This window comes from [Acidovorax] ebreus TPSY (assembly GCF_000022305.1).
Taxonomy (GTDB): Bacteria; Pseudomonadota; Gammaproteobacteria; order Burkholderiales; family Burkholderiaceae_C; genus Diaphorobacter; species Diaphorobacter nitroreducens.
In genome coordinates this window covers 2,485,127-2,508,013 of record NC_011992.1, presented here as the reverse complement: position 1 = coordinate 2,508,013, position 22,887 = coordinate 2,485,127, and the positions used below count along the sequence as shown (strand labels likewise).

Below are 22,887 nucleotides of genomic sequence, written 5' to 3'. Positions count from 1 at the left end.
GACAGGAGACAACCCCATGCCTTTGACCACTGCATCCCACGGCCGCAGGGCCGCGCTGGCCTTTGGGGCCGCTGTGGGCGTCCTGCTGTGCAGCGCCCCCCTGGGCGCCGCCGCGCAGGACAAGTACCCCTCCAAACCCATCACCCTGGTGGTGCCGCAGGCCGCGGGCGGCGCCAACGACGCGATTGCGCGCGTGCTGGCGCAGCGCCTGAGCGAGCAGATGGGCCAGAGCGTGGTGGTGGACAACCGCCCCGGCGCGGGCGGCACGCTGGCCACGGCGGCCCTGGCACGTGCCAAGCACGATGGCTACACGCTGCTGGTCACGGCCGACAGCGCGCACGTGATCGGCCCGGCGCTCTACAAGAACCCGGGGTTCGACGCCGTCAAGGATTTCGAGCCCGTGGCGCCCGTCGCCACCGCCGGCTATGTGCTGGTGGCGCATCCTTCGTTTCCGGGCAACAACGTGGCGGACCTGATCCGGCTGGCCAAGGCCAGCCCCGGCAAGTACGCCATCGCCTCGGCTGGCAATGGCACGCTCAACCATCTGATCGGTGAGTTGCTGCAAAAGGCCGCGGGCATCCAGTTGCAGCACATTCCCTACAAGGGCTCGGCGGCGGCCGCCACCGACGTGGCGGGCGGGCAGGTGCCGCTGTCGGTGCAGAGCCTGCCCTCGTCGATCGCCTTCATCAAGGCGGGCAAGCTCAAGGTGTTGGGCGTGGTGAACGAAAAGCGCGTTGCCGCGCTGCCCGACGTGCCGACCATCGGCGAAACGCTCAAGGGCTTCGCCCAGGCACCCTGGTACGCCATGTTCGCCCCGGCGGGCACGCCCGCGCCCATCGTCGAGCGGCTGCAGGCCGAAGTGGCACGCGCGCTGGACCACAAGGATGTGGTGGACAAGCTCGCCGTCGTGGGCTGCGAGCCGTTCAAGGGCACGTCCGCCCAGCTGGGTGCGCTGGTGCAGTCCGACCTGCCCAAGTGGGCGCGCGTGGTCAAGGACACCGGCGCCACCGTGGACTGATGCTTTCACCCCCGATTTCGCACAACTTTCAACAAGGAGACACAACCCATGATGACCACGCGCATCACACGCAAATATTTCGGCGCACTGGCGCTGGCGGCTTTGGCGCCCCTGGCGCTGTCCACGGCCTGGGCGCAGGGCGGCTACCCGTCGCGCACGGTGACCTTCGTCGTGCCGGCCGCCGCCGGCGGCACCACCGACATCTCGGCCCGCATGGCCGCGCAGGCGCTGGCGCCGGTGCTGGGCCAGTCGGTGGTGGTGGACAACAAGGGGGGCGGCAACGGCGCCATCGCGGCCAACATCGTCAAGCGCGCCGAGCCCGATGGCTACACGCTGCTCATGCAGTACTCGGGCTACCACGTGATCTCGCCCCATCTTGCCAAGGCACCGCAGTGGGATCAGAAGGATTTTCAGCCCATCGCCAACGTGATCTCGGCGCCGCAGATCATCGTGGTGCGCGACGGCCTGCCCGTGAAGACCATGGCCGAGCTGGTGGCCTACGCCAAGGCCAACCCCGGCAAGCTCAACTACGCCTCGTCGGGCAACGGCTCGCTGCAGCACGTGACCGGCGCCATGCTGGAGCAGCAGGGCGGCATCAAGATGGTGCACGTGCCCTACAAGGGCACGGGCCCCGCGCTGCAGGACCTGCTGGGCGGCCAGGTGGACCTGACCTTCGGCACCGCTCCGCCGTTCATGCCCCACATTGCCGCCGGCAAGCTGCGCGTGTTGGCCGTGACCGGCAAGGAGCGCCTGGCCAGCCTGCCCGACGCCCCCACCACGGCCGAGGCCGGCTACCCGGGCGTGAACGCCACCTCGTGGTTCGCGCTGTTTGCGCCCGCAGGCGTGCCCAAGCCGGTCATCGACAAGCTGGCCGCCGACATGAAGAAGGTGGTGGAAGACCCGGCCTTCCGCAAGAAGGCGCAGGAACAGGGTGCCGCGGCCGACTACCAGGGCCCGCAGCAGCTGGGCGAGCGCGTGAAGAGCGACTTCGCCAACTGGGCGGGCGTGATCAAGAGCTCCAAGATCGAGGCGGAATAAATCCGCCCTACACTGGGCGCCCTTTGGAATGCGGCGGCACGCCCGGTGCCGTCGTCCGGCGCCCTGATGACGACAGCCCCTCTCGATCTGCCCTACCTGCGGGCCTACGCGCCCGCGCTGCAGGCCCAGGCCCATGCGCTGCTGGCGCAGGGCCAACTGGGGGCGCTGCTGCAGCGCAAGTACCCTGAGGGCCACGCGGTGCGCAGCGACAAGGCGCTGTACGACTACGCCCAGGAATTCAAGGCGCGCCACCTGCGCAACGCGGGCACGGTGAACAAGGTGCTGTTCGACAGCAAGATCCACGTGGTGCGCCATGCGCTGGGGCTGCACACCCACCGCACGCGGGTGCAGGGCGGGCGGCTGGCGGCGCGGCATGAGATCCGCGTGGCCGCGCTGTTCAAGCAGACGCCCGACGAGTTCCTGCGCATGATCGTCGTGCACGAGCTGGCCCACCTGCGCGAGAAAGACCATGGCAAAGCCTTCTACCAGCTGTGCACCCACATGGAGCCGCAGTACCACCAGTTCGAGTTCGACCTGCGCCTGTACCTCACGCACCTGGACGCGGGCGGTGAGCTGCTGTGGTGAAATGCTATTGAAAAAATAGCTGCCAGCGCTTGATAGGTAAGCGCTACGGCCCATTTTGGCTTAAATATCAGTCGATCTGCAGCGCCGCGCAGTACTGCGCGGGCAACTGTAGCCAGCGTTCGGCTGCCGACTGCAGCGCGGCCAACTGGCCGGTGGTGTAGAGCTGGATATGCCCCGGCGCGGCGGGCGCGCCATCCACCGCGTGCTCGGGTGCGAGGGCGTGGGTCTGGTCGAGGATGCGCCGGGTCTGGCGCGCCACGGGCGCACCTGTGTCGATGATCTGCACATCCGGCCCCACCAGGGCGCGCAGCATGTCCTTGGCGAACACGTAGTGGGTGCAGCCCAGCACCAGCGTGTCGATCTCGCCCGTTTTCAAGCCAAAAGTGCCCAGCGCGCCCGTGTACTGGACGCAAAGCGCTTCTATTTTTGCCATGGATGCGGCGGCGGGCAGCGGCTCCTCGGTGCTTTGCTCGATGGCGCGCGCCAGGCCGTCGCAAGGCTGCACCGAAAAGCGCGTGCCGGCCGAATGCCCATCGCGCAGGCGCTGAAAGCGCGCGCTGCCCACCGTGCCGCGCGTGGCCAGCACGCCCACGTGGTGCGTCTGGCTGCTGGCGGCGGCGGGCTTGAGCGCCGGCTCCACCCCGATGGCGGGCAGGTCGGGCAGGGCGGCGCGCAGTTGTTCCACCGCGGCGGCGGTGGCCGTGTTGCAGGCCACCACCAGCGCCTTGATGCCGTGGTGTTCGCGCAGCCAGCGGGCGATGGCCAAGGTGCGCTGCTGCACGAAGGCGTCGCCCTTGGCGTCGCCGTAGGGAGCGTTGCCGCTGTCGGCCAGGTAGACGAAATGCTCGTGCGGCAGTTCGTGGCGCAGCGCCTGCAGCACGCTCAGGCCGCCAATGCCGCTGTCGAACACACCAATGGGCCGGGCGGCAAGGGGCGATGTCATGGAAGGCGTGGCAAGAAATCGGGGGAAGGGAACCGCCAGGAGGGGGCGGCGGCGCACGGGCCTCCAGTATGCCCGTGCGGCGGCCGGGCTGCAGGGGCGCGCTCTAGGCCGCGCCGGGCGGTACGTACCCCTGCGGGTGCTGGGGTAGGTCGTCCTGGAGGGGCCACCAGCTGCAGCGCGAGGCCACATGCATGTGGAATGCCGGCTCCGCCGCCACGGGCTCGTCCAGCAGGCCTGCGCGGATGCGCACCACGCCGGGCAGGCTGTCGCGCTCGCTCAAGACCGGCGAACCGCAGACGCCGCAGAACACGCGCCGCTTGCCGGGGGAGGACTCGAAGCGCCGCAGCAGGTCCTGGCCGGCCTGGAACTGCAGCCGCTCCACGTCCACCGGCAGGTTGGCGGCAAACGCGCTGCCCTGCGCGCGGCGGCACTGCGCGCAGTGGCAGATCTGGATCGGGGCCAGCGGCCCGCGGATCGTGAAGCGCACGCCCTGGCAGAGGCAGGCGCCGTGGTGCAGCGGCTCGGATGGGTTCATGGCAGACGGCGAGGGTGTGTTGGCGTCACTCTACGGCAGGATCTGCCGGGGCGGCCGTGCGGTGGAACACCAGCAGCCGGTTGTTCGCGGGCATGGCGTGGTCGTGCGCGAGCGCGAGGCCGTGCTGTGCCGCCAGGGCCACGATGTCCTCGAAGTGGCGGATGCCGCTGTGCGGGTCGCGCTGGCGCAGCCAGGCATCAAAGGCGCGGTTGCTGTCACTGGTGTAGGTGCCGCCGTAGTTGAAGGGGCCGTACAGCGCCAGCACGCCGCCGCCAGGCAGGTGGGCACCGGCCAGCGCGAACAGCCGCTGCACCAACGGCCAGGGCACGATGTGCGCGGTGTTGCTGCTGAATACCGCGTCGAACGGCCCGCTGCCAGGTTCGCCCTGCGGCCAATCGCTGTGCGCCAGGTCCAGCAGCAGCGGCGGGCGCAGGTTGGGCGCCGGGTGCTGCGCATGCCAGGCGCGTATGCCTGCGTGGTTGTCCGCCAGGTCGCTGGTCTGCCACACCAGGTGGGGCAGGCGCGGCGCGAAATACACGCTGTGCTGGCCCGTGCCCGAGCCGATTTCCAGCACATGGCGCCGGTCGGCGAAGGCCTGCTGCAGCACGGCGAAGATGGGCGCCTGGTTGTTTTCGCAGGCCTGGGAAAACGGCAGGGGAGGGTGATTCATGGCATGTGTGCTCAAAACGCCTGTACTTCCACGGTGACGTGCGACAGCTCGTGCACCGGCAGCAGCAGGGCCTTGTAGTGCTGCGCGGGCTGCGGCGTGGCCGAGGCGACGGAGATGATGGCAGCAAAATGGCCCGGGCCGATTTGCCAGACGTGCAGGTCTTTCAGCGTGTCGCCCGTGGCGGCGAGGATGTCCTCGATCTCCTGGCGGACCTGCGGCCCTTCGGCTGGCGCATCCAGCAGCACGCTGCCGGCGTCACGGATCAACCCCCAGGACCAGCGGGCGATCACCAGCGCGCCCACCACGCCCATGGCCGGGTCGGCCCAGAGCCAGCCGTAGCTGCGCCCCACGAGCAGCGCCGCGATGGCCAGCACGGAGGTCAGCGCGTCGGCCAGCACATGCAGGTAAGCCGCGCGCAGGTTGTTGTCGTGGCCATGGCGGCCGTGATCGTGGTCGGCGTGGTGATGGTCATGCCCGTGATCGTGGCCATGGTGGTGGTGCCCATGTCCGCCATGCAGCAGCCGGGCGGACACCAGGTTCACCACCAGGCCGATCACCGCCACGGCGATCGCCTGCTCGAAGCGGATGGGCACGGGGTTGGTCAGCCGCAGGAAGCTCTCCCACGCGATGAGCAGCGCCACGATGGCTAGCACCACGGCGCTGGCGAAGCCGGCCAGGTCGCCCATCTTGCCGGTGCCGAACGAGAAGCGTGGGTTGGCCGCATGGCGGCGTGCATACCCATAGGCCAGCGCCGTGATCAGCATGGCACCGGCGTGCGTGGACATGTGCCAGCCGTCGGCCACCAGGGCCATCGAACCATACAGCTTGCCCGCCAGGATCTCGGCGACCATCATGCCGGCCGTCAGCGCGATCACGAGCCACACACGCCGCTCGTTGCGCTGGTGCTCTGCGCCCAGGAAGACGTGGTGATGGTCGGCGGGGAAGGGTGCGGGCGCCGCGCCCGCAGTGTGCAGGGTGGAGGAAGTCATTTCAGGTACGAGCGCAGGATGTCCATCATTTCTTCGCCGCCGGTGCGGCGCTCGGCATCGGTGCCGGCGTCCACCACATGAGCCTGCAGGTGGCCCAGCATGACTTCGGTGGTCAGACCATTCATGGCGCCGCGTGCCGAAGCGAGCTGCCGCAGCACTTCTGCGCACGCGGCGTCACCCTCCAGGGCGCGCTCGATACCCTCCATCTGGCCCTTGATGCGCCGCACGCGTGCGATCAGCTTGTCTTTTTGCCCGTGGGTGTGGGACATGGAATGACTCGAAAATATAGTGTGGGGGGCTATACTAACCCGGCCGGGCGGACCGCGGCGGGAATGCGGCCATTGCGCGCAGCGGGCGCTTGCGCAATATATTGTTGAAATGGACCGCAGCGCTTGATGGATAAGCGCTGCATGCTATTTAATCAATAGCGTAAGTCCGTTGACGGAAACATGCCGCGCCATGCGGGCAGTGGTTACCCGTGCGCGATGCGCGCGGCGATGGCCTCGCCCACCTGCGTGGTGCTTGCCGCACCGCCCAGGTCTGGCGTGCGCGGGCCGCTTTTGATGATCTCTTCGATGGCCGCAACGATGGCATCGTGGGCCTGCCGCCCCGCGCCCTGGCCGTGGGTCAGGAAGTCCAGCATCAGCGCACCGGACCAGATCATGGCGATCGGGTTGGCGATGTTCTGGCCATAGATGTCGGGCGCCGAGCCGTGCACGGGCTCGAACAGGCTGGGGAAGGTGCGTTCGGGGTTGAGGTTAGCGGACGGCGCCAGGCCGATGGTGCCGGTGGTGGCGGGCCCCAGGTCGGAGAGGATGTCGCCGAACAGGTTGGTGGCGGCCACCACGTCGAAGCGGCCGGGCTGCAGCACGAAGCGCGCGGTGAGGATGTCGATGTGCTGCTTGTCCAGCGTGACTTCGGGGTAGCCCTTGGCGACATCGTCGGCGCGCTGGTCCCACCAGGGCATGCTGATGGCGATGCCGTTGCTTTTGGTGGCCAGCGTCACGTGTTTGCGCGGGCGGCTTTGCGCCAGGTCGAAGGCGAACTTCAGCAGGCGGTTGGCGCCGTGGCGCGAGTAGACCGACTCTTGGATCACGATCTCGCGGTCCGTTCCCTCGTACATGATGCCGCCCAGCGACGTGTATTCACCCTCGGTGTTCTCGCGCACCACGAGGTAGTCGATATCGCCGGGCTTGCGGCCGGCCAGCGGGCAGGGCACGCCCTCGAACAGACGCACGGGGCGCAGGTTGATGTACTGGTCGAACTCGCGGCGGAACTTCAGCAGCGAACCCCACAGCGAGATGTGATCGGGTACGGTCGCCGGCCAGCCCACAGCGCCGAAGAAGATCGCATCCATGCCCGACAGCTGCGCCCTCCAGTCGTCGGGCATCATCTGGCCGTGCCGGGCGTAATAGTCGCAATGCGCCCAGTCGAAGGTGTGCAGTTCCAGGTTCAGACCGAAGCGCCAGGCGGCGGCCTGCACGGCGCGCAGGCCTTCGGGCATGACTTCCTTGCCGATGCCGTCTCCGGCGATCACGGCGATCTTGTGGGTGTGTTGCTGCTGCATGGGTGGCTTTTCAAACGATGTAAGCCCGCCATTGTTCACCGAGGAGAGCGTCTGTTCAATGCGCGCGCCCGTGTCTGCGTCTTTCGTGACGTTGGCAGGACGTTTGCCGCCGCTGCGCACGGAATGGCGGGGGAAGCCCAACGCGGGGCCGTGCCCCGCGCAGCCCAGCGGTCTGCCAGCAGTCAGGTCTGTGGGTGTCCGAGCGGCTGTTGAGCGGGGCGTGTGCGGCGCAGCAAAAACGATAGCTACCAGCGCTTGCCAGCGAATGGACTCAATGCCAAATTGGTCTGTGATCGAGACAGATCAAGCGCAAGCAGCTATGAATAGCATAGTGGCAATTAACTGCTCAGCGCGGCCTTCACGGCGGCCGACACCTGGCCCATGTCGGCCTTGCCGGACAGGCGGGTCTTGACCACGCCCATTACCTTGCCCATGTCGCCGGGGCCCACCGTCTTGCCCAGTTCTGCGCCGACTTCGGCCACGATGGCCTTCACGGCGGCAGCCACTTCGTCGGCCGACATGCGTTCGGGCAGGTAGGCCTGCAGCACGGCCATTTCGGCCTTTTCCTTGTCGGCCAGGTCCTGGCGGCCCGCGCCCTCGAAGGCGGTGATGCTGTCCTTGCGCTGCTTGATCAGCTTGTCCACGATGGCCACGATGGCCGCGTCATCCAGCGTGATGCGCTCGTCCACTTCCTTTTGCTTCATGGCGGCCTGCAGCAGGCGGATGGTGCCCAGGCGCTCGCTGTCCTTGGCGCGCATGGCGGTTTTCATGTCTTCGGTGATCTGGTCCTTGAGGCTCATGGTGTTTCTCCAGTCAAACGGTGTAGAAAACAAAAAACCCGCGCTTGGCGTCCCTAGCGCGGGTTTTGTGGCGTCTGGTGTCAACGCCGGGCTGTGCTTAGTACAGCTTCTTGGGCAGCTGCATGCTGCGCACGCGCTTGTAGTGGCGCTTCACGGCGGCAGCCTTCTTGCGCTTGCGCTCGGCGGTGGGCTTTTCGTAGAACTCACGGGCGCGCAGGTCGGTCAGCAGGCCCAGCTTTTCGATGGTGCGCTTGAAGCGGCGCAGGGCCACGTCAAAGGGTTCGTTTTCTTTTACACGAATGGTCGTCATTAGCTAATGTTTTCCAATAGGTGCCGCTAGCGGGTTTTCGGGAAGATCGGGCCCAAAAGCCATATACGGCGGTTTTCCCCGTCTGTAACTAGTATCCGGCCGACGGGGTCATGCCAGCAGAGCCGAGCATTATAACGGCTCTGCGCTGCCGGGCAAGCGGCTGCCCGGCGCGGGGTTGGGCACAGGCCGCGGCGCATGGCAGGCGCGCGAGTCGGCGGGTGCCTCTCCTCGCGCATGTAGGCCGTAGTCGCGCTGCACGGTGGCCACGCGCAGCCGGTAGTCGGCAAACACGCCTGCGCGGCCCGTCGCCTGGGCCTGGCGGTGCTGCGGCAACGCGCGCCAGCGGGCCACGGCCTCTTCGTCGCGCCAGAAGCTCAGCGACAGCAGCTTGCCTGGCGTGGACAGGCTCTCGAAGCGCTCCACGGAAATGAAGCCGTCGATGGCCTGCAGCGCGGCGCGCAGGTCTGCCGCCAGGTCCAGGTAGGCCTGGCGGCCGTTGCTGCTCGGCTGCACTTCAAAGATGACGGCGATCATGGCTGGGCCTGCGTGGTGGTGGGCGATGCGGGGCGCGCGAGGGTGCCCGCCACTGCCTCGGTGAAGCTGCGTTCCTCGCGCAGGATGAAGCGCTGGCGCTGCGCCATCTCGAAGTTGGCGCGGCCCTCGGGGTCGGCCTTGAGCCGGGCGCGGTAGGCCTCGTAGTCGGCCAGGCTGGCGAAGGCGATCAGGCCCCAAGCCTCGTAATTGGTGCCCTCGCTGGGCAGAAAGTAGCCCAGCAGGTGGCCGCCGCAGCGCGGGATGATGCGCCCCCAGGCTTCGGCATAGGCGCGGAAGGCCTCGCGCTGAAAAGGGTCGATCTCGTAGCGGATGAAACAGGTGATGGGCATGGCGTGCTCCTGTGGTGGGTGGATGCGTCCATGGTGCCGGCCGTCGCACGGCCGATGTTTCGTCCTGGAGCGAAGCGTGCGCCGGGCTGGCTGCGGCACACTGCGCGCATGAACACCAACCAGATTGCGCATGTCGCGGCCCTGGTGGGCGAGCCGGCACGCACCGCCATGCTGGTCGCGCTGATGGACGGACGCGCCCTCACGGCACGTGAATTGGCCGAGGCTGGGCGCGTGTCTGCCGCCACGGCCAGCCGCCACCTCGGCCTGTTGGTGGAGGCCGGGCTGCTGGTGCTGGAACGCCAGGGGCGCCATCGGTACCACCGCCTGGCTTCGCCCGAGGTGGCGCATTTGCTGGAAGGGCTGATGCAGCTGGCCGTGCGGCAGGCGACGGCGTCGCGGCCCGTGGTCGTGGGCCCGCGCGACGCGGCGCTGCGCCAGGCGCGTACCTGCTATGACCATATTGCCGGCCGCCTGGGCGTGGCCATCGCCGCGCACCTGTTGGAGGAGGGTGCCATCGTCTTCGATGACGATGCGGGTGGGCGGGTGACCGGCCGGGCGCAGGCTGTGCTGGCACCGCTGGGGCTGGCCGCGCAGGACGCACTGGCCGCAGGCGCCGCGCGGCGCCCGCCGTGCCGGGCCTGTCTGGACTGGAGTGAGCGCCGCCCCCACATGGCCGGGCGCCTGGGGGCGCTGCTGTGCGTGCATTGCCTGGAGCGCGGCTGGCTGCGGCGCGCGCAGGCATCGCGCGCGCTGGAGATCACGCCGCCCGGCGTGGTGGCGCTGCGCAACTGGCTGGGCGTGGTGCGCTGGGGCGAGGTGACCGGCTGACCGGGGGTGGTGGCTGGCCTGACGGCAAGCCGCTGCCCGCCCGAAGCGGCGAGCCGGTAAACCCCTGATGCGGGTGCAGGGACCGCATGCGGGTTTGGCGGATTTTTAAAAGATTCATAACATATGAATATTAAAACTCCGCCCCACGGTCATGTCCTCACAACCCGCCATCCTCGATGCGCCCGTCGCCGGTCGCGAGGCGCCGCAGGCGCCCGCGCTGGAGCAGGCGCTGCAGCGCCCGTACCAGCACGGTTTCGTCACCGACGTCGAGTCCGATTCCCTGCCGCCGGGCCTGGACGAGGACACCATCCGCGCCATCTCGCGCAAGAAGCGCGAGCCGCAGTTTTTGCTGGACTGGCGGCTGGCGGCCTTCGAGCGCTGGCGTGCGATGGAGCTGCCCGACTGGGCGCACCTGAAGATCGAGCCCATCGATTTTCAGGCGCTGAGCTACTACTCGGCACCCAAGTCGCTCAAAAACGCACCCAAGAGCCTGGACGAGGTGGACCCCAAGCTGCTGGAGACCTACGAGAAGCTCAACGTGCCGCTGCACGAGCGCGCCCGCCTGGCGGGCGTGGCGGTGGACGCGGTGTTCGACTCGGTCTCGGTGGGCACCACCTTCCGCGAGCAGTTGGCCGAGGTGGGCGTGATCTTCTGCTCGTTCTCGCATGCGGTGCAGAACCACCCGGAGCTGGTCGAGAAATACCTGGGCACTGTGGTGCCGCAGGGCGACAACTTCTACGCCGCGCTGAACTCGGCGGTGTTTTCCGATGGCTCCTTTGTCTACATCCCCAAGGGCGTGAAGTGCCCCATGGAGCTGTCGTCCTACTTCCGCATCAACGCGCAGAACACGGGGCAGTTCGAGCGCACGCTGATCATTGCCGAGGAGGGTAGTTCGGTCAGCTATCTGGAGGGCTGCACCGCCCCGCAGCGCGACGAGAACCAGTTGCACGCCGCAGTGGTGGAGTTGATCGCGCACGACGACGCGTTCATCAAATACTCCACTGTGCAGAACTGGTACCCCGGCGACGAGAACGGCGTGGGTGGCATCTACAACTTCGTGACCAAGCGCGGCCTGGCGGCCGGCAGGCGCTCGCGCATCGCCTGGACGCAGATCGAGACCGGCTCGGCCATCACCTGGAAGTACCCGAGCGTGGTGCTGCGCGGCGACGAATCGAACGGCGAGTTCCACTCGATCGCCGTGTCCAACCACTTCCAGCAGGCGGACACCGGCACCAAGATGATCCACCTGGGCAAGAACACCACCAGCCGCATCGTCTCCAAGGGCATCAGCGCAGGCCACGCGCACAACAGCTACCGCGGCCTGGTGCGCGTGAACCCCGGTGCCGCCGGCGCGCGCAACCACACGCAGTGCGACTCGTTGCTCATCGGGCCCGACTGCGGCGCCCACACCTTCCCTTACGTGGACACCGCGCGCAGCGATGCCGTGGTGGAGCACGAGGCCACCACCACGCGCATCTCGGAGGAGCGCCTGTTCTATTGCCAGCAGCGCGGCATCGACCCGCAGGAGGCCACGGCCCTCATCGTCGGCGGCTTTTGCCAGGCGGTGCTGGAAGAGTTGCCCATGGAATTCGCGCTGGAAGCCAAGGCGCTGCTTGCCGTGTCGCTGGAAGGCGCGGTGGGTTGAGATGACAAAGTTTGAATGAAAAAGGCCTCTAGCCCTTATCCATCCAGCGCGAATAGCTATCAAATTAATAGGGAATCCACATGACCTCCACCACCCCCCTGCTGCAAGTGCGCGACCTGCGTGTGCGCGTTGGCGAGCGCACCGTGCTGCAATCGGTCTCGCTGGACGTGCCCGCCGGCGCGCTCGTTGTGCTGATGGGCGCCAACGGCAGCGGCAAGAGCACGCTGGGCATGGCGCTGGCCGGCCACCCGAGTTACCAGGTGCAGGACGGCCAGGCGCTGCTGGACGGGCAGGACCTGCTGCAGCTGCCGGCGCATGAGCGCGCCCGCGCGGGGCTGTTCGTGTCCTTCCAGTCGCCGCCCGATGTGCCCGGCGTGAAGAACAATCTGTTCATCCGCACAGCGCTGAATGCCGTGCATGAGGCGCGCGGCCAGCAGCCGCTGGACGCGTTCGACTTCCTGGCCAGCGCCAAGCAGGCCGCCCAGGAACTGGGGTTGCCACAGGCCATGCTGGGCCGCCCGGTGAACGAAGGTTTTTCCGGCGGCGAGCGCAAGCGCAACGAACTGCTGCAACTGGCGCTGCTGCAACCGCGCCTGGCGCTGCTGGACGAAATCGACTCGGGCATGGACGTGGACGGCGTGCGCGCCGTGGTCACGTTGGTGCAGAAACTGCGCGAACAGGGCACGGCCTTCATCGTCGTATCGCACTACCTGCACCTGATCGAGCAGCTGCAGCCTGACACCGTGCTGCGCCTGGACCAGGGCCGTATCGCCGAGACGGGCGACGTGGAGCTGGCGCGGCGCATCGCCCGCACGGGCTTTGCGCGCCAACCTGCCACGGCGGAGGCATGACACCATGAACAACGCACAAGCCGAGATCCGCGCCGCGCGCGAGCGCCTGCAGACGCAGGGCTGGATTGCCCGGCGCAGCGAAGCCTTTCACCACCTGCCCCCGCCCGCGCTGCAGGACTGGCTGGGAACGCAGGCCGGGGTCGTCGATGAGGCCTCGTTGCCCGCGGGTGCGGGCTGGACGCTGCGCCTGCCCCACGCACAGGCGGCCACCAGCGTCCAGGCGCGTTGGCTGGATGCCCTGGACCCGGCGCAGCGCGCCGAGTTGATGGCAGGGCTGCCGTCGCCAGAGTCCGGCAGTGGGGATGGGGCTGCTGCCCCCTTCACCTGGGCGCACCGCGCCCTGTGCCGCCGGGGCCTGCGCCTGCGCGTGGCCGCCACGCCGGGCCGTGAGCGCGAGCCCGTGCGCCTGGAGCTGCACCACCAGCCCGGCGCCGCGGCCGAGGCGCCCTTGCTGGTGCTGGACGTGGAAGCCGGCGTGCAGTGCGTTCTGATCGAAACCCATGAGCGGCCTGCCGCAGACGGTCTGTCGGCCGTGGCGCAAAACCTGCACGCCCACATCCGTCTGGCGCAGGGGGCACGGCTACAACACCTGCGCGTCGCTGCGCCGTTGGCCGACGACCGCATGGCGCACCACCTGCAGGTCCATGTGGCGTCAGGTGCCGCTTATGCCCAGGCGCTGGTCGCCACGGGCGCCAGCTACCACCTGCAACGCAGCCACATCACGCTGCAGGGGGCGGGCGCCAGTGCGCGGCAGGCCGCGTTGCTGCTGGTGGCGGACGGCAAGCTGGACCAGCAGACGCACACCGAGTTGCAAGCTGCACAGGCCGTGAGCCAGGTCGAGACCCTGGCCCTGGCCCAGGGCCGCGCCCACGCGGTGGCGAATGCCTATACGCGCATCGCGCCCGGCAGCGACGGGGCCGATGTGCGCCAGCGCCTGGCCGGCGTACCGCTGGCGGGCCAGCCACGTTTGATCCTGCGCCCGCACCTGGAGATCCTGCACGACAACGTGCAGGCCGCGCACGGCGCTACCTGGGGCGCGTTGCCCGAGGATGCGCTGTTCTACGCCCGCCAGCGCGGGTTGGATGACGCGGCTGCGCGCGCGCTCATCATCGAAGGCATGGCCCAAGCATTGCTTGATCGATGCCTGGCGGCCGAGGGGGACGGCATGCTGGAGCAGTGGCTACAGAGCGGCTGGCTGGCCGGTGCGATCGCCCGGCTGCAGCCCACAGCCGAGGAGGCACACCATGGGTAAACCACATCCTTTGTTGCACACCGGCGGCCTGCCGGTGCAGGCACTGCGCGCGCAGTTTCCGGTGCTGGCGCAACGCATCCACGGCCAGCCGCTGGCCTATCTGGACAACGCCGCCGCCACGCAGATGCCGCTGGCGGTGCAGGAAGCCATGCAGCGCTTCGAACGCCATGACCGCGCCAACATTCACCGCGGCGTGCACACGCTGAGCCAGCGTGCCACCGACGCCTTTGAAGAGGCGCGCGCCACGCTCAAGCGCTTCATCGGCGCGGGCACGCAGCATGAACTGGTCTTCACCAGCGGCACGACCGAGGCGCTGAACCTCGTCGCCCAAGGGTTATGGGCAGCGGGGCCGGGCAAGGCCTGGCTGCGCCCCGACGACCGCATCATCGTGAGCGGGCTGGAGCACCATGCCAACCTGGTGCCCTGGCAGCAGGCCGCGCGCATGAGCGGGGCGGAACTGGTCGTTCTCCAACCCGACGCGCAGGGGCGCGTGCATGAGGCCGATCTGACGCCATTGCTCACACCCAACACCCGCGTGCTGGCACTCACGGCCTGCGCCAATGCCACCGGCGAGCGCCCGCCATACGAGGCGCTGCTGGCCATGGCACGCGCGGCTGGCGCCCTCACGGTGCTGGATGCCGCGCAGGCGGTGGGCCATGCCATGCCCGCTCTGGCGGAGCTGGAGGCCGACTTCATGGCCTTCTCCGGCCACAAGATGTACGGGCCCATGGGCACCGGCGCACTGGCCGGCCGGCGCGACGCGCTGGAGCGGTTGTACCCGCTGCGCCTGGGTGGCGACATGGTGGAGTGGGTGAGCTACACCGCTGCGGGCTATGCGGCGCTGCCCGCGCGGCTGGAAGGCGGCACGCCCAACGTGGCCGGGGCCGTGGGTCTGGCGGCGGCGGCGCGCTTCATCGATGGTATCGGCCGCGAGGCCATTGACCTGCACGTGCAGGCCCTGCGCGCGCAGGCGCTGGCGGGCTTGTCGGCACTGGAGGGTGTGACGGTGCTCGCCCCGCATGCCACGCAGGCGTCGCTGGTGTCGTTCGTGGCTCGCGACGTGCACCCGCACGACATCGGCACGCTGCTGGACGAGCGCGGCATCGCCGTGCGCACGGGCCACCACTGCGCACAGCCGCTGCAGGAGCACCTGGGGCTCGGACCGACCACGCGCGCATCGTTCGCGCTGTACAACAGCCATGAGGAGGTCGAGTGTTTGATCGCCGGCGTGGCACAGGCGCTGGAGGTCATGCGATGACTGGATTCACCCGCAACGCCGAGAACGAGCTGTACCAGGAGGTGGTGCTGGAGCACAAGCGCGCACCGCGCAACTTCGGCCATCTGCCGCAGCCCACGCACCAGGCGCAGGGCACCAACCCATCGTGTGGCGACCGCATTGCCGTGGAGCTGCAGCTGCAGCAAGGGCGCGTGCAGGACATCCGCTTCACCGGCCAGGGCTGCGCGATCTGCATGGCCTCTACCTCGATGATGACCGAGGCCGTGAAGGGCAAGGAGGTTGCCGCCGCGCAGGCGCTGCAGCAGCACTTTCGTGCTGTGTTGACGGGAGAGGAAGCGCCTGAGGACGCCCCGCTGGGCAAGCTGGTCAGCCTGGCCGGCGTGCGCCAGTACCCCAGCCGCATCAAGTGCGCCCTATTGGGCTGGCATGCGCTGATGCATGCGATTGCCGACAACGGCAACGGCCAGAGCGTAAGTACTGAGGAGGAGCCCGCATGACCTACCGCCGCCATCGCGAGGATGTGCTGGTGCGCCGCAACGTGACCGTGGAGGCGATTCCCAGCGGCGAGCCGATCGAACTGGAGGCCGGGCAACTGGCGCAGATCACGCAGGCGCTGGGTTCGTCCTTCACGCTGCTGGTCGAAGGCCAGCTCATGCGGCTGAAGGGTGTGGATGCCGACGCCATCGGCAAGACGCCACCCGAGACCATCACTGCGCCCGCGGACCTGCCCATCGAGGAACTGGAGCCGCTGGTGTGGGAGACGCTGCGCACCTGCTACGACCCGGAGATCCCGGTGAACATCGTGGACCTGGGCCTGGTGTACCGGCTGGCTTTCGAGCCGCTGCCCGACGATGCCCACAAGGTGCGCGCGCTGGTGGACATGACGCTCACCGCCCCCGGCTGCGGCATGGGCGAAGCGATTGCCGACGAGGTGTGCGACAAGCTACTGGCCCTGCCGCGCGTGGGCGAGATCACGGTGAATCTGGTGTTTGACCCGCCCTGGGACCGCTCCATGATGAGCGAGGAGGCGCAGCTGGCGCTGGGGCTGTGAAGCAGGGACGATCAAAAAGGGGCAGGTGATACCTGCCCCTTTTGCTTTGGTTGAGTGGCTTCGCCGATCAGCCGCAGCAGGCACCGCCCGAGCAGCAGGAGTCTTCTGCCTCTGCGGCGGCCTGGGTCTTGGATGCCAGCTTGGTGATTTCGATCTGCCACTGGCGGGGGCCTGCCTCCAGGTACGCCCACTGGAACTGGCCGGGTGCACGGCCTTCCAGTTGCATGCGCAGCGGCACGGGGTCGTGGTCGTTCACGATCTGCAGCGACTCGCCCGCGCCCAGCGCGTCCAGGCGGCCAAAGATTTGCGCATGGCGCTCATAAGGAGCGATGGTGCGTACGTCGATCACGGAAACGGTGTTGCTCATGGTTCAACCTTTCGGGTGTGTGTAAAAAAAGGGGGAGGGAGCTTGCAGTTGTGAGGCATGGGCCGGCATCAGCCGTCCTTGCCGTCCAGACGGGTGCGCATCAGCCAGGGTGTGTAGATCACGAGGTAGATCGCGAAGGCGATGGCCCACAGGCAGGCGGCGCCTTCCAGCGCATAGGCGTACCACGCGGGTTGCACGGCGGGCACCAGCACGCGCAGCACGGCGGCCAGCATCACCAGGGCATAGGCCACCACCTCGCCGCGCGAGGGCTGCAGCGGCCTGCCCGTATGGCCGCGCGCGGTGCGTGTGACCATGCCGATGATCAGCCCGCCGATCACGCCCACGGCAAAGGCATGCACGGCCAGCGACGGCACGACCCAGCCCAGTTGCGCCAGCGCCAGCAGCACGAAGCCCAGGGGCAGCCATGCGTACGAAGCGTGCAGGATCCAGAGGATGGGGCGCTTGAACGTGACCTGCGGATGCCACTTCCACAGCCGCACCGCATGCATCACACCCGCCGCGAGGCTGGCCACCAGCACCACCGGCGCGGGCGCTGCGAACACCCACAGCGCCAGCGCCACGGCCGTGACGGCCAGCAGCGACAGCTCGAACTTGCGCGGCATGTTGATGACCAGGCCGGGCGTCACGTTGCGCGTGAACATGGGCACCACGCGGCCGGTGATCACGCTCACCACCATGAGGATCAGCGCCAGCTCGGCATACAGCGCGCTCACGGCCGGCACCGCCACGATGCCCAGCACCGAAAGATGGAACACCAGGTTGGCCGCAGCCATCAGCAGCAGCAGGCAGATCAGCGGAATGTTGCGTTTGTTGCCGGCCTTGATCAGCACGCGCAGCAGCACGGCGGCCACGGCGGGCAGCAGCAGCATGTCCAGCGTGGCATAGACGGCGTAGGGCGCCACCAGCGAAGCCAGCCGCGCGGCCAGCCACAGCAGGGCCAGCGCGCCCAGCAGCGGACCACGGGCCGTCTCCAGGCCGGTCCAGGCCTTGACGGCGGTGAGCAGAAAGCCCACCACCACGCCTGCGGCGAAGCCGAACAGCATCTCGTGCGCATGCCACAGCAAAGGTGACATCGGCAACGGCACCTGGATGCGGCCCAGAAAGATCGCTATCCACAGTGGCACCGCCAGACAGGCCAGCAGGGCCGTGCCCAGGTAGAAGGGCCGAAACCCCAGTCGCAGCAATGGCCAGCCGTGCAGCGAAGCGGCGGACTGGGCCGGGCGGGAGGCGGAGACGAGCGGGGGCAGGGACATGGCAGGCCTTTGGCAGGGCGGTTTTCTTAAGATTCATTTTACATGAATATTAAAAATCGGCCAGAAGTTCGAGCGCAGACGGCCCGTTGAGACGGAGGGCGTTCAGTGGAGCGGCAGGGCCTGGGCGCAGGCGTGGGCGCTAGCCCAGGCCCATTGGAAGTTGTAGCCGCCCAGCCAGCCGGTGATGTCTACCACCTCGCCGATAAAGTACAGGCCCGGCTGGGCCTTGCATTCCATGGTCTGCTGCGACAGGGCGCGCGTGTCCACGCCGCCCAGCGTCACCTCGGCCTTCTTGTAGCCTTCGGTGCCCGTGGGGGTGAGCTCCCAGCGCGCCAGCCGCTCGGCCAACCGCGCCAGGGCCTTGTCCGCGGCTTCGTTGATGGGGCGCTGCCAGTCCGCGCTCTGGCTGGCCCAGGCGTCGGCCAGACGGCTGGGCACGAGCGCGGCCAGTTCGTTGGCGATCAGCTTGCGCGAGCGCACTTTGGCCTGGGCCAGTGCGGCCGGCAGGTCCACGCCCGGGGCGAGGTTGATGGCCAGCGGCGTGCCCGGCTGCCAATAGCTGGAGATCTGCAGCACGGCCGGGCCCGACAGCCCACGGTGCGTGAACAGCAGGTCTTCCACGAAGGCCATGCGTTCCTTCTTGGCGCCGGTGCTGATCTCCACCGGCAGCGCCAGCCCGGCAAGCTGCGCGTAGGGCGCCCAGGCCTGGCCGTCGAAGGTCAGCGGCAACAGGCCGGGGCGCTGCGCCACCAGCGGCAGTCCGAACTGCTGCGCCAGCCGGTAGCCGAAGTCCGTGGCACCGATCTTGGGGATGGACAGCCCGCCCGTCGCCACCACCAGGCTGCGTGCTTGCACCGGGCCGCGATCGGTATCAATTTGATAGCTGCCAGCGCTTGAGCCGCCTGCCTCATCGGCCAAAAAGACTACATTCTTGACGCCGCAGGGCTGCCAGCGCTCCACGCGCCCCTGGGCGCATTCGGCCAGCAGCATGGCGATGATGTCCTCGGCCGAGCGGTCGGCAAACAGCTGGCCCTTGTGCTTCTCGTGGTAGGCGATGCCGTGGCGCTCCACCAGCGCGATGAAGTCCGCCGGCGTGTAGCGCGACAGCGCGGAGCGGCAGAACTGCGCGTTCTGCCCCACGAAGTGCTTGTGCGGCGCGCGCACGTCCAGGTCGCGGTTGGTGAAGTTGCAGCGCCCACCGCCCGAGATGCGGACCTTCTCGGCCACTTTGTCGGCATGGTCGACGAGCAGCACCTTGAGCCCGCGCTGGCCCGCCTGGGCGGCGCAGAACAGACCGGCGGCGCCGGCGCCGATGATGACGGCATCAAAGAAGGGTGTGGACACGGGCAGCAACCTGGCGGGCAAAGCCGCCGATTGTCGCGTACGGGCTCCGAGGCCGTGCAGTGCAGGCAGTTCAGTGCATGTAGTTGCCGTCGGGCCCGATCACGGCAATGTCCACATAGCTGGAGCCATTGCGGTTCTGCGCACTGTACTGGTAGGTGTAGCCGCCCAGGTCCACCTTGTGCAGCCCTTCCAGGGTCGCGGCCAGCGACGCGCCCGTCACCGAAGGGCCCGAGGCGCGCAGGCCTTCAATGAGGATGCGCGCGTCCAGGTAGCCCCTGAAGCGGTCGTAGTCCACGGGGTGGCCGTGGCGCTTCATGGACGCCTGGAACTCGCGTGCCACGGCGGTGGTCAGCCGCGTGGGCGGCGGCGTGGTGCGCGCCACGGCCAGCCCGCGCGCGTCACTGCCCAGTGCGCGGATGACCTGCGCACCCGCGCCCAGCGACAGCGTGTACACCGGCACGCCCAGGTGCGCCTTGTTGGCGCGCACGTAGGCCACCACGGGCGGGCCCGCGGCAATCATTACCACGGCTTGCGGCCGCAGGGCCGCCAGGGCCTTGGCGGCGGCCTCGGCGTCCTGGCCGCTGCTGTGCGTGGCATGGGCGCCCACGAAGGTGCCGCCCTCGGCCGTGATGGCCTTCTCGACCAGGGGCAGCGCGAGCTTGCCGAAGTCGTTGTTCTCGTAGGCGACGCCGATGCGCGTGGTCTGAATGGCCACGAGGTTGCGCACGATCTTCACCAGCTCGTCCGCGTAGCTGGCGCTGGTGGTGAACAGGTAGGGGCTGCGCGCGCCGTGCACTGCGGGGCTGCCGGTGTAGACGGCCACCAGCGGGGTGCGCGCCTGCGCCAGGTAGGGCAGCAGCGCCAGCACCTGCGAGGTGCCGGCCTGGCCGAACAGCGCGACCACGCCGCTGTCCTGCACGAGTCTGCGGGCGTTGTCCAGGGCGAGCGCGGCGTCGAACTTGTCGTCCAGGGACACGAGCTGCACCTTGCGCCCTGCGACGCCGCCGGCCTCGTTGAAGTCCGCCAGGGCGGCCTCCTGCCCCTCGTGCACGGGCGTGAGGAACGGCGCCATGGGGCCCGACAGGGCCGAGGAGCGCCCGATGAGGATGGCTGCCTTGGCGTCTGCCGAGCGCTGCTGGGCCAGCGCCGGCCACGCGAGCGCACAGGCACTCGCGCACAGCGACTGCAGCAGCCGCCTGCGCGGCGCACAAGGGTGGACGATGAACGGCGTGGTCATGAGAGCTCCCTGCTTTTTGTATTGGGCTGGCGCTGCACCGTCATGGGCAGCGCAGGGGCCATGCTAGGAACGCCGGCGTACGCGCCCACTGGGGGAAACCAAGAAACCGTGACGCGGGTGTGACACGGGCGTGGCGGGTGAAGGCACGTGCTCCGGCCCCGCACAGTCGGCGTAAACACGCTCTAATACCGCCATGCACCTTCCCGCGCACCAACTCAGCATGACCGTGCTCATGTCACCCGACATGGCCAACTTCTCCGGCAACGTCCACGGCGGCGCCATCCTCAAGCTGCTGGACCAGGTGGCCTATGCCTGCGCCAGCCGCTATTCGGGCAGCTACGTGGTCACGCTGAGCGTGGACCAGGTGATGTTCCTGCAGCCCATCCACGTGGGCGAACTGGTGACCTTCCTGGCCAGCGTCAACCACACGGGCACGTCGTCCATGGAGATCGGCATCAAGGTGGTGGCCGAGAACATCCGCACCCAGGTCGTGCGGCATGTGAACAGCTGTTTCTTCTCGATGGTGGCGGTGGACGATGCGGGCAAACCCACCCCCGTGCCGCCGCTGGCCCCCACCAGCTACGACGAGCGCCGCCGCTGGGAGGCCGCGCTGCTGCGCAAGGCCCTGCGCAAGGAACAGGCCGAACGCTTCGCCCAGATCCGCCAGGCGGCGCAGGCCAGCGCCGCCGGCTGAGCCGTCACACCGCCCGGCTGCGCGCGCCTGCTACCGGGGCTGCATCTTCGCCTTGCGCCATGGCCTGGATGCCGCGCACCACGTCGCCGATCACGATCACCGAGGGGCTGGCAAGCCCCTCGCGGGTGATGGTGGACTGCAACTGGCCCAGCGTGGTCACCGCGTGGCGCTGCTGCGGCAGGCTCACATGCTGGATCACCACCGCCGGCGTGTGTGCAGGCAGGCCGGTGAGCAGTTCCTCCTGGATGTGGGCGCAGCCGGTCACGCCCATGTAGATCACCAGGGTCAGGCGTGCATCGCGCGCGGTGGCGGCCAGCTGGCGCCAGTCGGTGCCTTGGTTCCCAGGCTTGTTGTGGCCCGTGATGAAGACCACGCCGTGCGCATGTTCGCGGTGGGTGAGCGGCGCGCCCAGCTGCGTCATGCCCGCCAGGCCGGCGGTGATGCCATTGACCACCTGCACCGGCACGCCCGCCGCGCGCAGGTGCTCCACTTCTTCGCCGCCCCGCCCAAAGATGAACGGGTCGCCGCCCTTCAGGCGCACCACGGTCTCGCCCTCCTGCACGGCGGTGAGCATGAGCTTTTCGATGAACGCCTGGGGCGTGCTCTTGCAGCCGCCGCGCTTGCCCACATGCACGACGCGGGCGCCGGGGCGGGCCAGCGCGACGATGGCGTCGCTCACCAGGTCGTCCACCAGCAGCACGGTGGCGGCCTGGATGGCCTTCACTGCCTTGAGGGTGAGCAGCTCGGGGTCGCCGGGGCCGGCGCCCACCAGGGTGCAGCTGCCTGCATGGGCTGGAAGAGAAGGTGTGGTCATGACGAGGCCTGTGCAGTGATTTGACGGCTCAAGTGCAAGATATGTTCCACCTGCTGGCGCAGGGCAGGGGGCACGGGCGCGTCGCCCGCCAGCACGCGCCGGGTATAGGCGGCGGTGGTGGCCACGTCGATCTCGGCCGGCAGGCCGGGCACTTCGGCGGCCGTGCCGGGCTGCTGGTCTTGCAGCAGTTGGTGCGTGCCGCCAATGAAGGCGTCGTAGCGCGGCGTGCGGCGCGGGTCGGCCGCCACCTCGCCCTCCAGCCCGCGCGACAGCAACGCGTGCGCGCCCAGCGTGGCAAAGGTGCCGCTCAGGATGTCGAAATATTCGGGGTGGGTGAAGCTGCTCACCACCAGCGCCGGGCCGGCGCAGGGGTTCATCAGCTTGGCCACGCTGTGCCCCGGTGTGCGCAGGCCGATCACCTCGCGCACCGCCAGCAGGCGCGCCAGCCCGGGCAGCAGCACCGCGGTGCCGATGTGCGCCACGCTGCCGGGTGCTATGGATTGAGGAGCTGTTAGCGCAGGTATATCCAGCGCTTCAAGCACATCTGATGCCAGAACGCGGCGCGCCTCGGTGCGCATGCCGTGCAGCAGCACGGGCAGGCCTTCGCGCGCCAGCAGTAGCGCCAGCAGCGGCGTGAGCACGGGCAGCTTGCGCGCGCCGTTGTAGCTGGGCAGCACGATGAGCGGCTGCCCGCCCGCACAGGCCGGTATGGCGGCCATGCGCGCATGCACCGCGTCCAGCAGGCCGCACATTTCCTCGGCGGTTTCGCCCTTGATGCGCATGGCCACGCAGAAGGCGCCGATCTCCAGATCGGTCACCTGGCCGTCGAGCACTTGCCCGAACAGGTCGGCGGCTTGCGCGCGGTCCAGTGCCTTGGCGCCGCGTGCGCCGCGGCCGATTTCCTTGATGTAGTGGCTGATGCCCATGGGGTATTGGCTGGCGGGTGGGACGAGT

Annotated in this window: 27 protein-coding genes; 11 read left to right on the top strand and 16 right to left on the bottom strand. The window is 68.6% G+C overall.

The features are described 5' to 3' along the window. The first annotated feature begins 16 nt into the window (after positions 1 to 16). From DTPSY_RS11820 to DTPSY_RS11810, 3 genes are all read left to right on the top strand, one after another. Positions 17 to 1,018 carry a Bug family tripartite tricarboxylate transporter substrate binding protein gene (locus tag DTPSY_RS11820; protein ID WP_015913758.1) on the top strand — a complete coding sequence of 334 codons (1,002 nt, stop codon included), beginning with the start codon at positions 17 to 19 and terminating at the stop codon, positions 1,016 to 1,018. 51 nt (positions 1,019 to 1,069) lie between these two features. Beyond that, positions 1,070 to 2,056, top strand: a complete 987-nt coding sequence (locus DTPSY_RS11815; protein ID WP_041839045.1) for a Bug family tripartite tricarboxylate transporter substrate binding protein — start codon at positions 1,070 to 1,072, stop codon at positions 2,054 to 2,056. Between the two features lie 66 nt (positions 2,057 to 2,122). After that, complete coding sequence (locus tag DTPSY_RS11810; protein WP_015913756.1) at positions 2,123 to 2,641, top strand: M48 metallopeptidase family protein; 519 nt, start codon at positions 2,123 to 2,125, stop codon at positions 2,639 to 2,641. A gap of 67 nt (positions 2,642 to 2,708) precedes the next feature. On the opposite strand, the gene murI is transcribed toward DTPSY_RS11810, so the two are convergent. The 10 genes from murI to DTPSY_RS11760 form a co-directional block, all read right to left on the bottom strand. Then, on the bottom strand, positions 2,709 to 3,584 hold the full coding sequence (murI, locus tag DTPSY_RS11805; protein ID WP_015913755.1) for a glutamate racemase: 876 nt from the start codon (positions 3,582 to 3,584) through the stop codon (positions 2,709 to 2,711). A gap of 103 nt (positions 3,585 to 3,687) precedes the next feature. Further along, entirely contained in the window at positions 3,688 to 4,119 is a 432-nt protein-coding gene (locus DTPSY_RS11800) for a GFA family protein (RefSeq protein ID WP_015913754.1), read from the bottom strand. A 25-nt stretch (positions 4,120 to 4,144) separates the two neighbouring features. Next, positions 4,145 to 4,789: a DUF938 domain-containing protein gene (locus tag DTPSY_RS11795; protein ID WP_015913753.1), complete on the bottom strand. Its 645-nt coding sequence runs from the start codon at positions 4,787 to 4,789 to the stop codon at positions 4,145 to 4,147. An 11-nt stretch (positions 4,790 to 4,800) separates the two neighbouring features. Further along, a complete protein-coding gene (gene dmeF, locus DTPSY_RS11790; protein ID WP_015913752.1) occupies positions 4,801 to 5,778 on the bottom strand; it encodes a CDF family Co(II)/Ni(II) efflux transporter DmeF in 978 nt (325 codons plus the stop codon). Then, positions 5,775 to 6,047, bottom strand: coding sequence for a metal/formaldehyde-sensitive transcriptional repressor (locus DTPSY_RS11785; protein ID WP_015913751.1), 273 nt, complete (start codon positions 6,045 to 6,047; stop codon positions 5,775 to 5,777). Before DTPSY_RS11785 ends, dmeF begins: the two co-directional genes overlap by 4 nt. A gap of 203 nt (positions 6,048 to 6,250) precedes the next feature. Beyond that, complete coding sequence (locus DTPSY_RS11780) at positions 6,251 to 7,345, bottom strand: tartrate dehydrogenase (RefSeq protein ID WP_015913750.1); 1,095 nt, start codon at positions 7,343 to 7,345, stop codon at positions 6,251 to 6,253. Positions 7,346 to 7,683: 338 nt separating this feature from the next. Beyond that, on the bottom strand, positions 7,684 to 8,145 hold the full coding sequence (locus DTPSY_RS11775) for a GatB/YqeY domain-containing protein (protein ID WP_015913749.1): 462 nt from the start codon (positions 8,143 to 8,145) through the stop codon (positions 7,684 to 7,686). 97 nt (positions 8,146 to 8,242) lie between these two features. Next, positions 8,243 to 8,455 carry a 30S ribosomal protein S21 gene (rpsU, locus tag DTPSY_RS11770; RefSeq protein WP_007833691.1) on the bottom strand — a complete coding sequence of 71 codons (213 nt, stop codon included), beginning with the start codon at positions 8,453 to 8,455 and terminating at the stop codon, positions 8,243 to 8,245. Between the two features lie 129 nt (positions 8,456 to 8,584). Further along, on the bottom strand, positions 8,585 to 8,989 hold the full coding sequence (locus DTPSY_RS11765) for an antibiotic biosynthesis monooxygenase family protein (protein ID WP_015913748.1): 405 nt from the start codon (positions 8,987 to 8,989) through the stop codon (positions 8,585 to 8,587). Continuing rightward, the gene (locus DTPSY_RS11760) at positions 8,986 to 9,339 is read right to left on the bottom strand and encodes an NIPSNAP family protein (protein WP_011806012.1); all 354 of its coding nucleotides are present in this window, start codon (positions 9,337 to 9,339) and stop codon (positions 8,986 to 8,988) included. The genes DTPSY_RS11765 and DTPSY_RS11760 overlap by 4 nt, the downstream gene beginning before the upstream one ends. Before the next feature lie 108 nt (positions 9,340 to 9,447). Here DTPSY_RS11760 and DTPSY_RS11755 point away from each other — a divergent pair, with 108 nt between their 5' ends. From DTPSY_RS11755 to sufT, 7 genes are all read left to right on the top strand, one after another. Beyond that, entirely contained in the window at positions 9,448 to 10,167 is a 720-nt protein-coding gene (locus DTPSY_RS11755) for an ArsR/SmtB family transcription factor (protein ID WP_015913747.1), read from the top strand. A 151-nt stretch (positions 10,168 to 10,318) separates the two neighbouring features. Then, a complete protein-coding gene (sufB, locus tag DTPSY_RS11750) occupies positions 10,319 to 11,812 on the top strand; it encodes a Fe-S cluster assembly protein SufB (protein ID WP_015913746.1) in 1,494 nt (497 codons plus the stop codon). Between the two features lie 80 nt (positions 11,813 to 11,892). Further along, positions 11,893 to 12,663, top strand: a complete 771-nt coding sequence (gene sufC / locus DTPSY_RS11745) for a Fe-S cluster assembly ATPase SufC (protein WP_015913745.1) — start codon at positions 11,893 to 11,895, stop codon at positions 12,661 to 12,663. A 4-nt stretch (positions 12,664 to 12,667) separates the two neighbouring features. Next, on the top strand, positions 12,668 to 13,915 hold the full coding sequence (locus DTPSY_RS11740; protein ID WP_015913744.1) for a SufD family Fe-S cluster assembly protein: 1,248 nt from the start codon (positions 12,668 to 12,670) through the stop codon (positions 13,913 to 13,915). Beyond that, a complete protein-coding gene (locus DTPSY_RS11735; RefSeq protein ID WP_015913743.1) occupies positions 13,908 to 15,173 on the top strand; it encodes an aminotransferase class V-fold PLP-dependent enzyme in 1,266 nt (421 codons plus the stop codon). The genes DTPSY_RS11740 and DTPSY_RS11735 overlap by 8 nt, the downstream gene beginning before the upstream one ends. Continuing rightward, a complete protein-coding gene (gene sufU / locus DTPSY_RS11730) occupies positions 15,170 to 15,649 on the top strand; it encodes a Fe-S cluster assembly sulfur transfer protein SufU (protein WP_015913742.1) in 480 nt (159 codons plus the stop codon). The genes DTPSY_RS11735 and sufU overlap by 4 nt, the downstream gene beginning before the upstream one ends. Then, positions 15,646 to 16,203, top strand: a complete 558-nt coding sequence (sufT, locus tag DTPSY_RS11725; protein ID WP_015913741.1) for a putative Fe-S cluster assembly protein SufT — start codon at positions 15,646 to 15,648, stop codon at positions 16,201 to 16,203. Before sufU ends, sufT begins: the two co-directional genes overlap by 4 nt. A gap of 67 nt (positions 16,204 to 16,270) precedes the next feature. Here the strand turns inward: sufT and DTPSY_RS11720 are convergent, their stop codons facing one another. From DTPSY_RS11720 to DTPSY_RS11705, 4 genes are all read right to left on the bottom strand, one after another. Next, on the bottom strand, positions 16,271 to 16,570 hold the full coding sequence (locus tag DTPSY_RS11720; RefSeq protein ID WP_011806004.1) for a DUF2249 domain-containing protein: 300 nt from the start codon (positions 16,568 to 16,570) through the stop codon (positions 16,271 to 16,273). 68 nt (positions 16,571 to 16,638) lie between these two features. Continuing rightward, positions 16,639 to 17,844: an NnrS family protein gene (locus tag DTPSY_RS11715; protein WP_015913740.1), complete on the bottom strand. Its 1,206-nt coding sequence runs from the start codon at positions 17,842 to 17,844 to the stop codon at positions 16,639 to 16,641. Positions 17,845 to 17,946: 102 nt separating this feature from the next. Next, complete coding sequence (locus tag DTPSY_RS11710; protein WP_015913739.1) at positions 17,947 to 19,188, bottom strand: BaiN/RdsA family NAD(P)/FAD-dependent oxidoreductase; 1,242 nt, start codon at positions 19,186 to 19,188, stop codon at positions 17,947 to 17,949. 70 nt (positions 19,189 to 19,258) lie between these two features. Continuing rightward, entirely contained in the window at positions 19,259 to 20,425 is a 1,167-nt protein-coding gene (locus tag DTPSY_RS11705) for an ABC transporter substrate-binding protein (protein WP_015913738.1), read from the bottom strand. A 193-nt stretch (positions 20,426 to 20,618) separates the two neighbouring features. Between DTPSY_RS11705 and DTPSY_RS11700 the strand changes: the two genes are divergently transcribed. Continuing rightward, a complete protein-coding gene (locus DTPSY_RS11700; protein WP_011806000.1) occupies positions 20,619 to 21,119 on the top strand; it encodes an acyl-CoA thioesterase in 501 nt (166 codons plus the stop codon). Positions 21,120 to 21,123: 4 nt separating this feature from the next. On the opposite strand, the gene cobA is transcribed toward DTPSY_RS11700, so the two are convergent. Next, on the bottom strand, positions 21,124 to 21,933 hold the full coding sequence (gene cobA / locus DTPSY_RS11695; RefSeq protein ID WP_015913737.1) for a uroporphyrinogen-III C-methyltransferase: 810 nt from the start codon (positions 21,931 to 21,933) through the stop codon (positions 21,124 to 21,126). After that, positions 21,930 to 22,859: a DNA-binding protein YbiB gene (ybiB, locus tag DTPSY_RS11690; protein ID WP_015913736.1), complete on the bottom strand. Its 930-nt coding sequence runs from the start codon at positions 22,857 to 22,859 to the stop codon at positions 21,930 to 21,932. The genes cobA and ybiB overlap by 4 nt, the downstream gene beginning before the upstream one ends. Between the last annotated feature and the right edge of the window lie 28 nt (positions 22,860 to 22,887).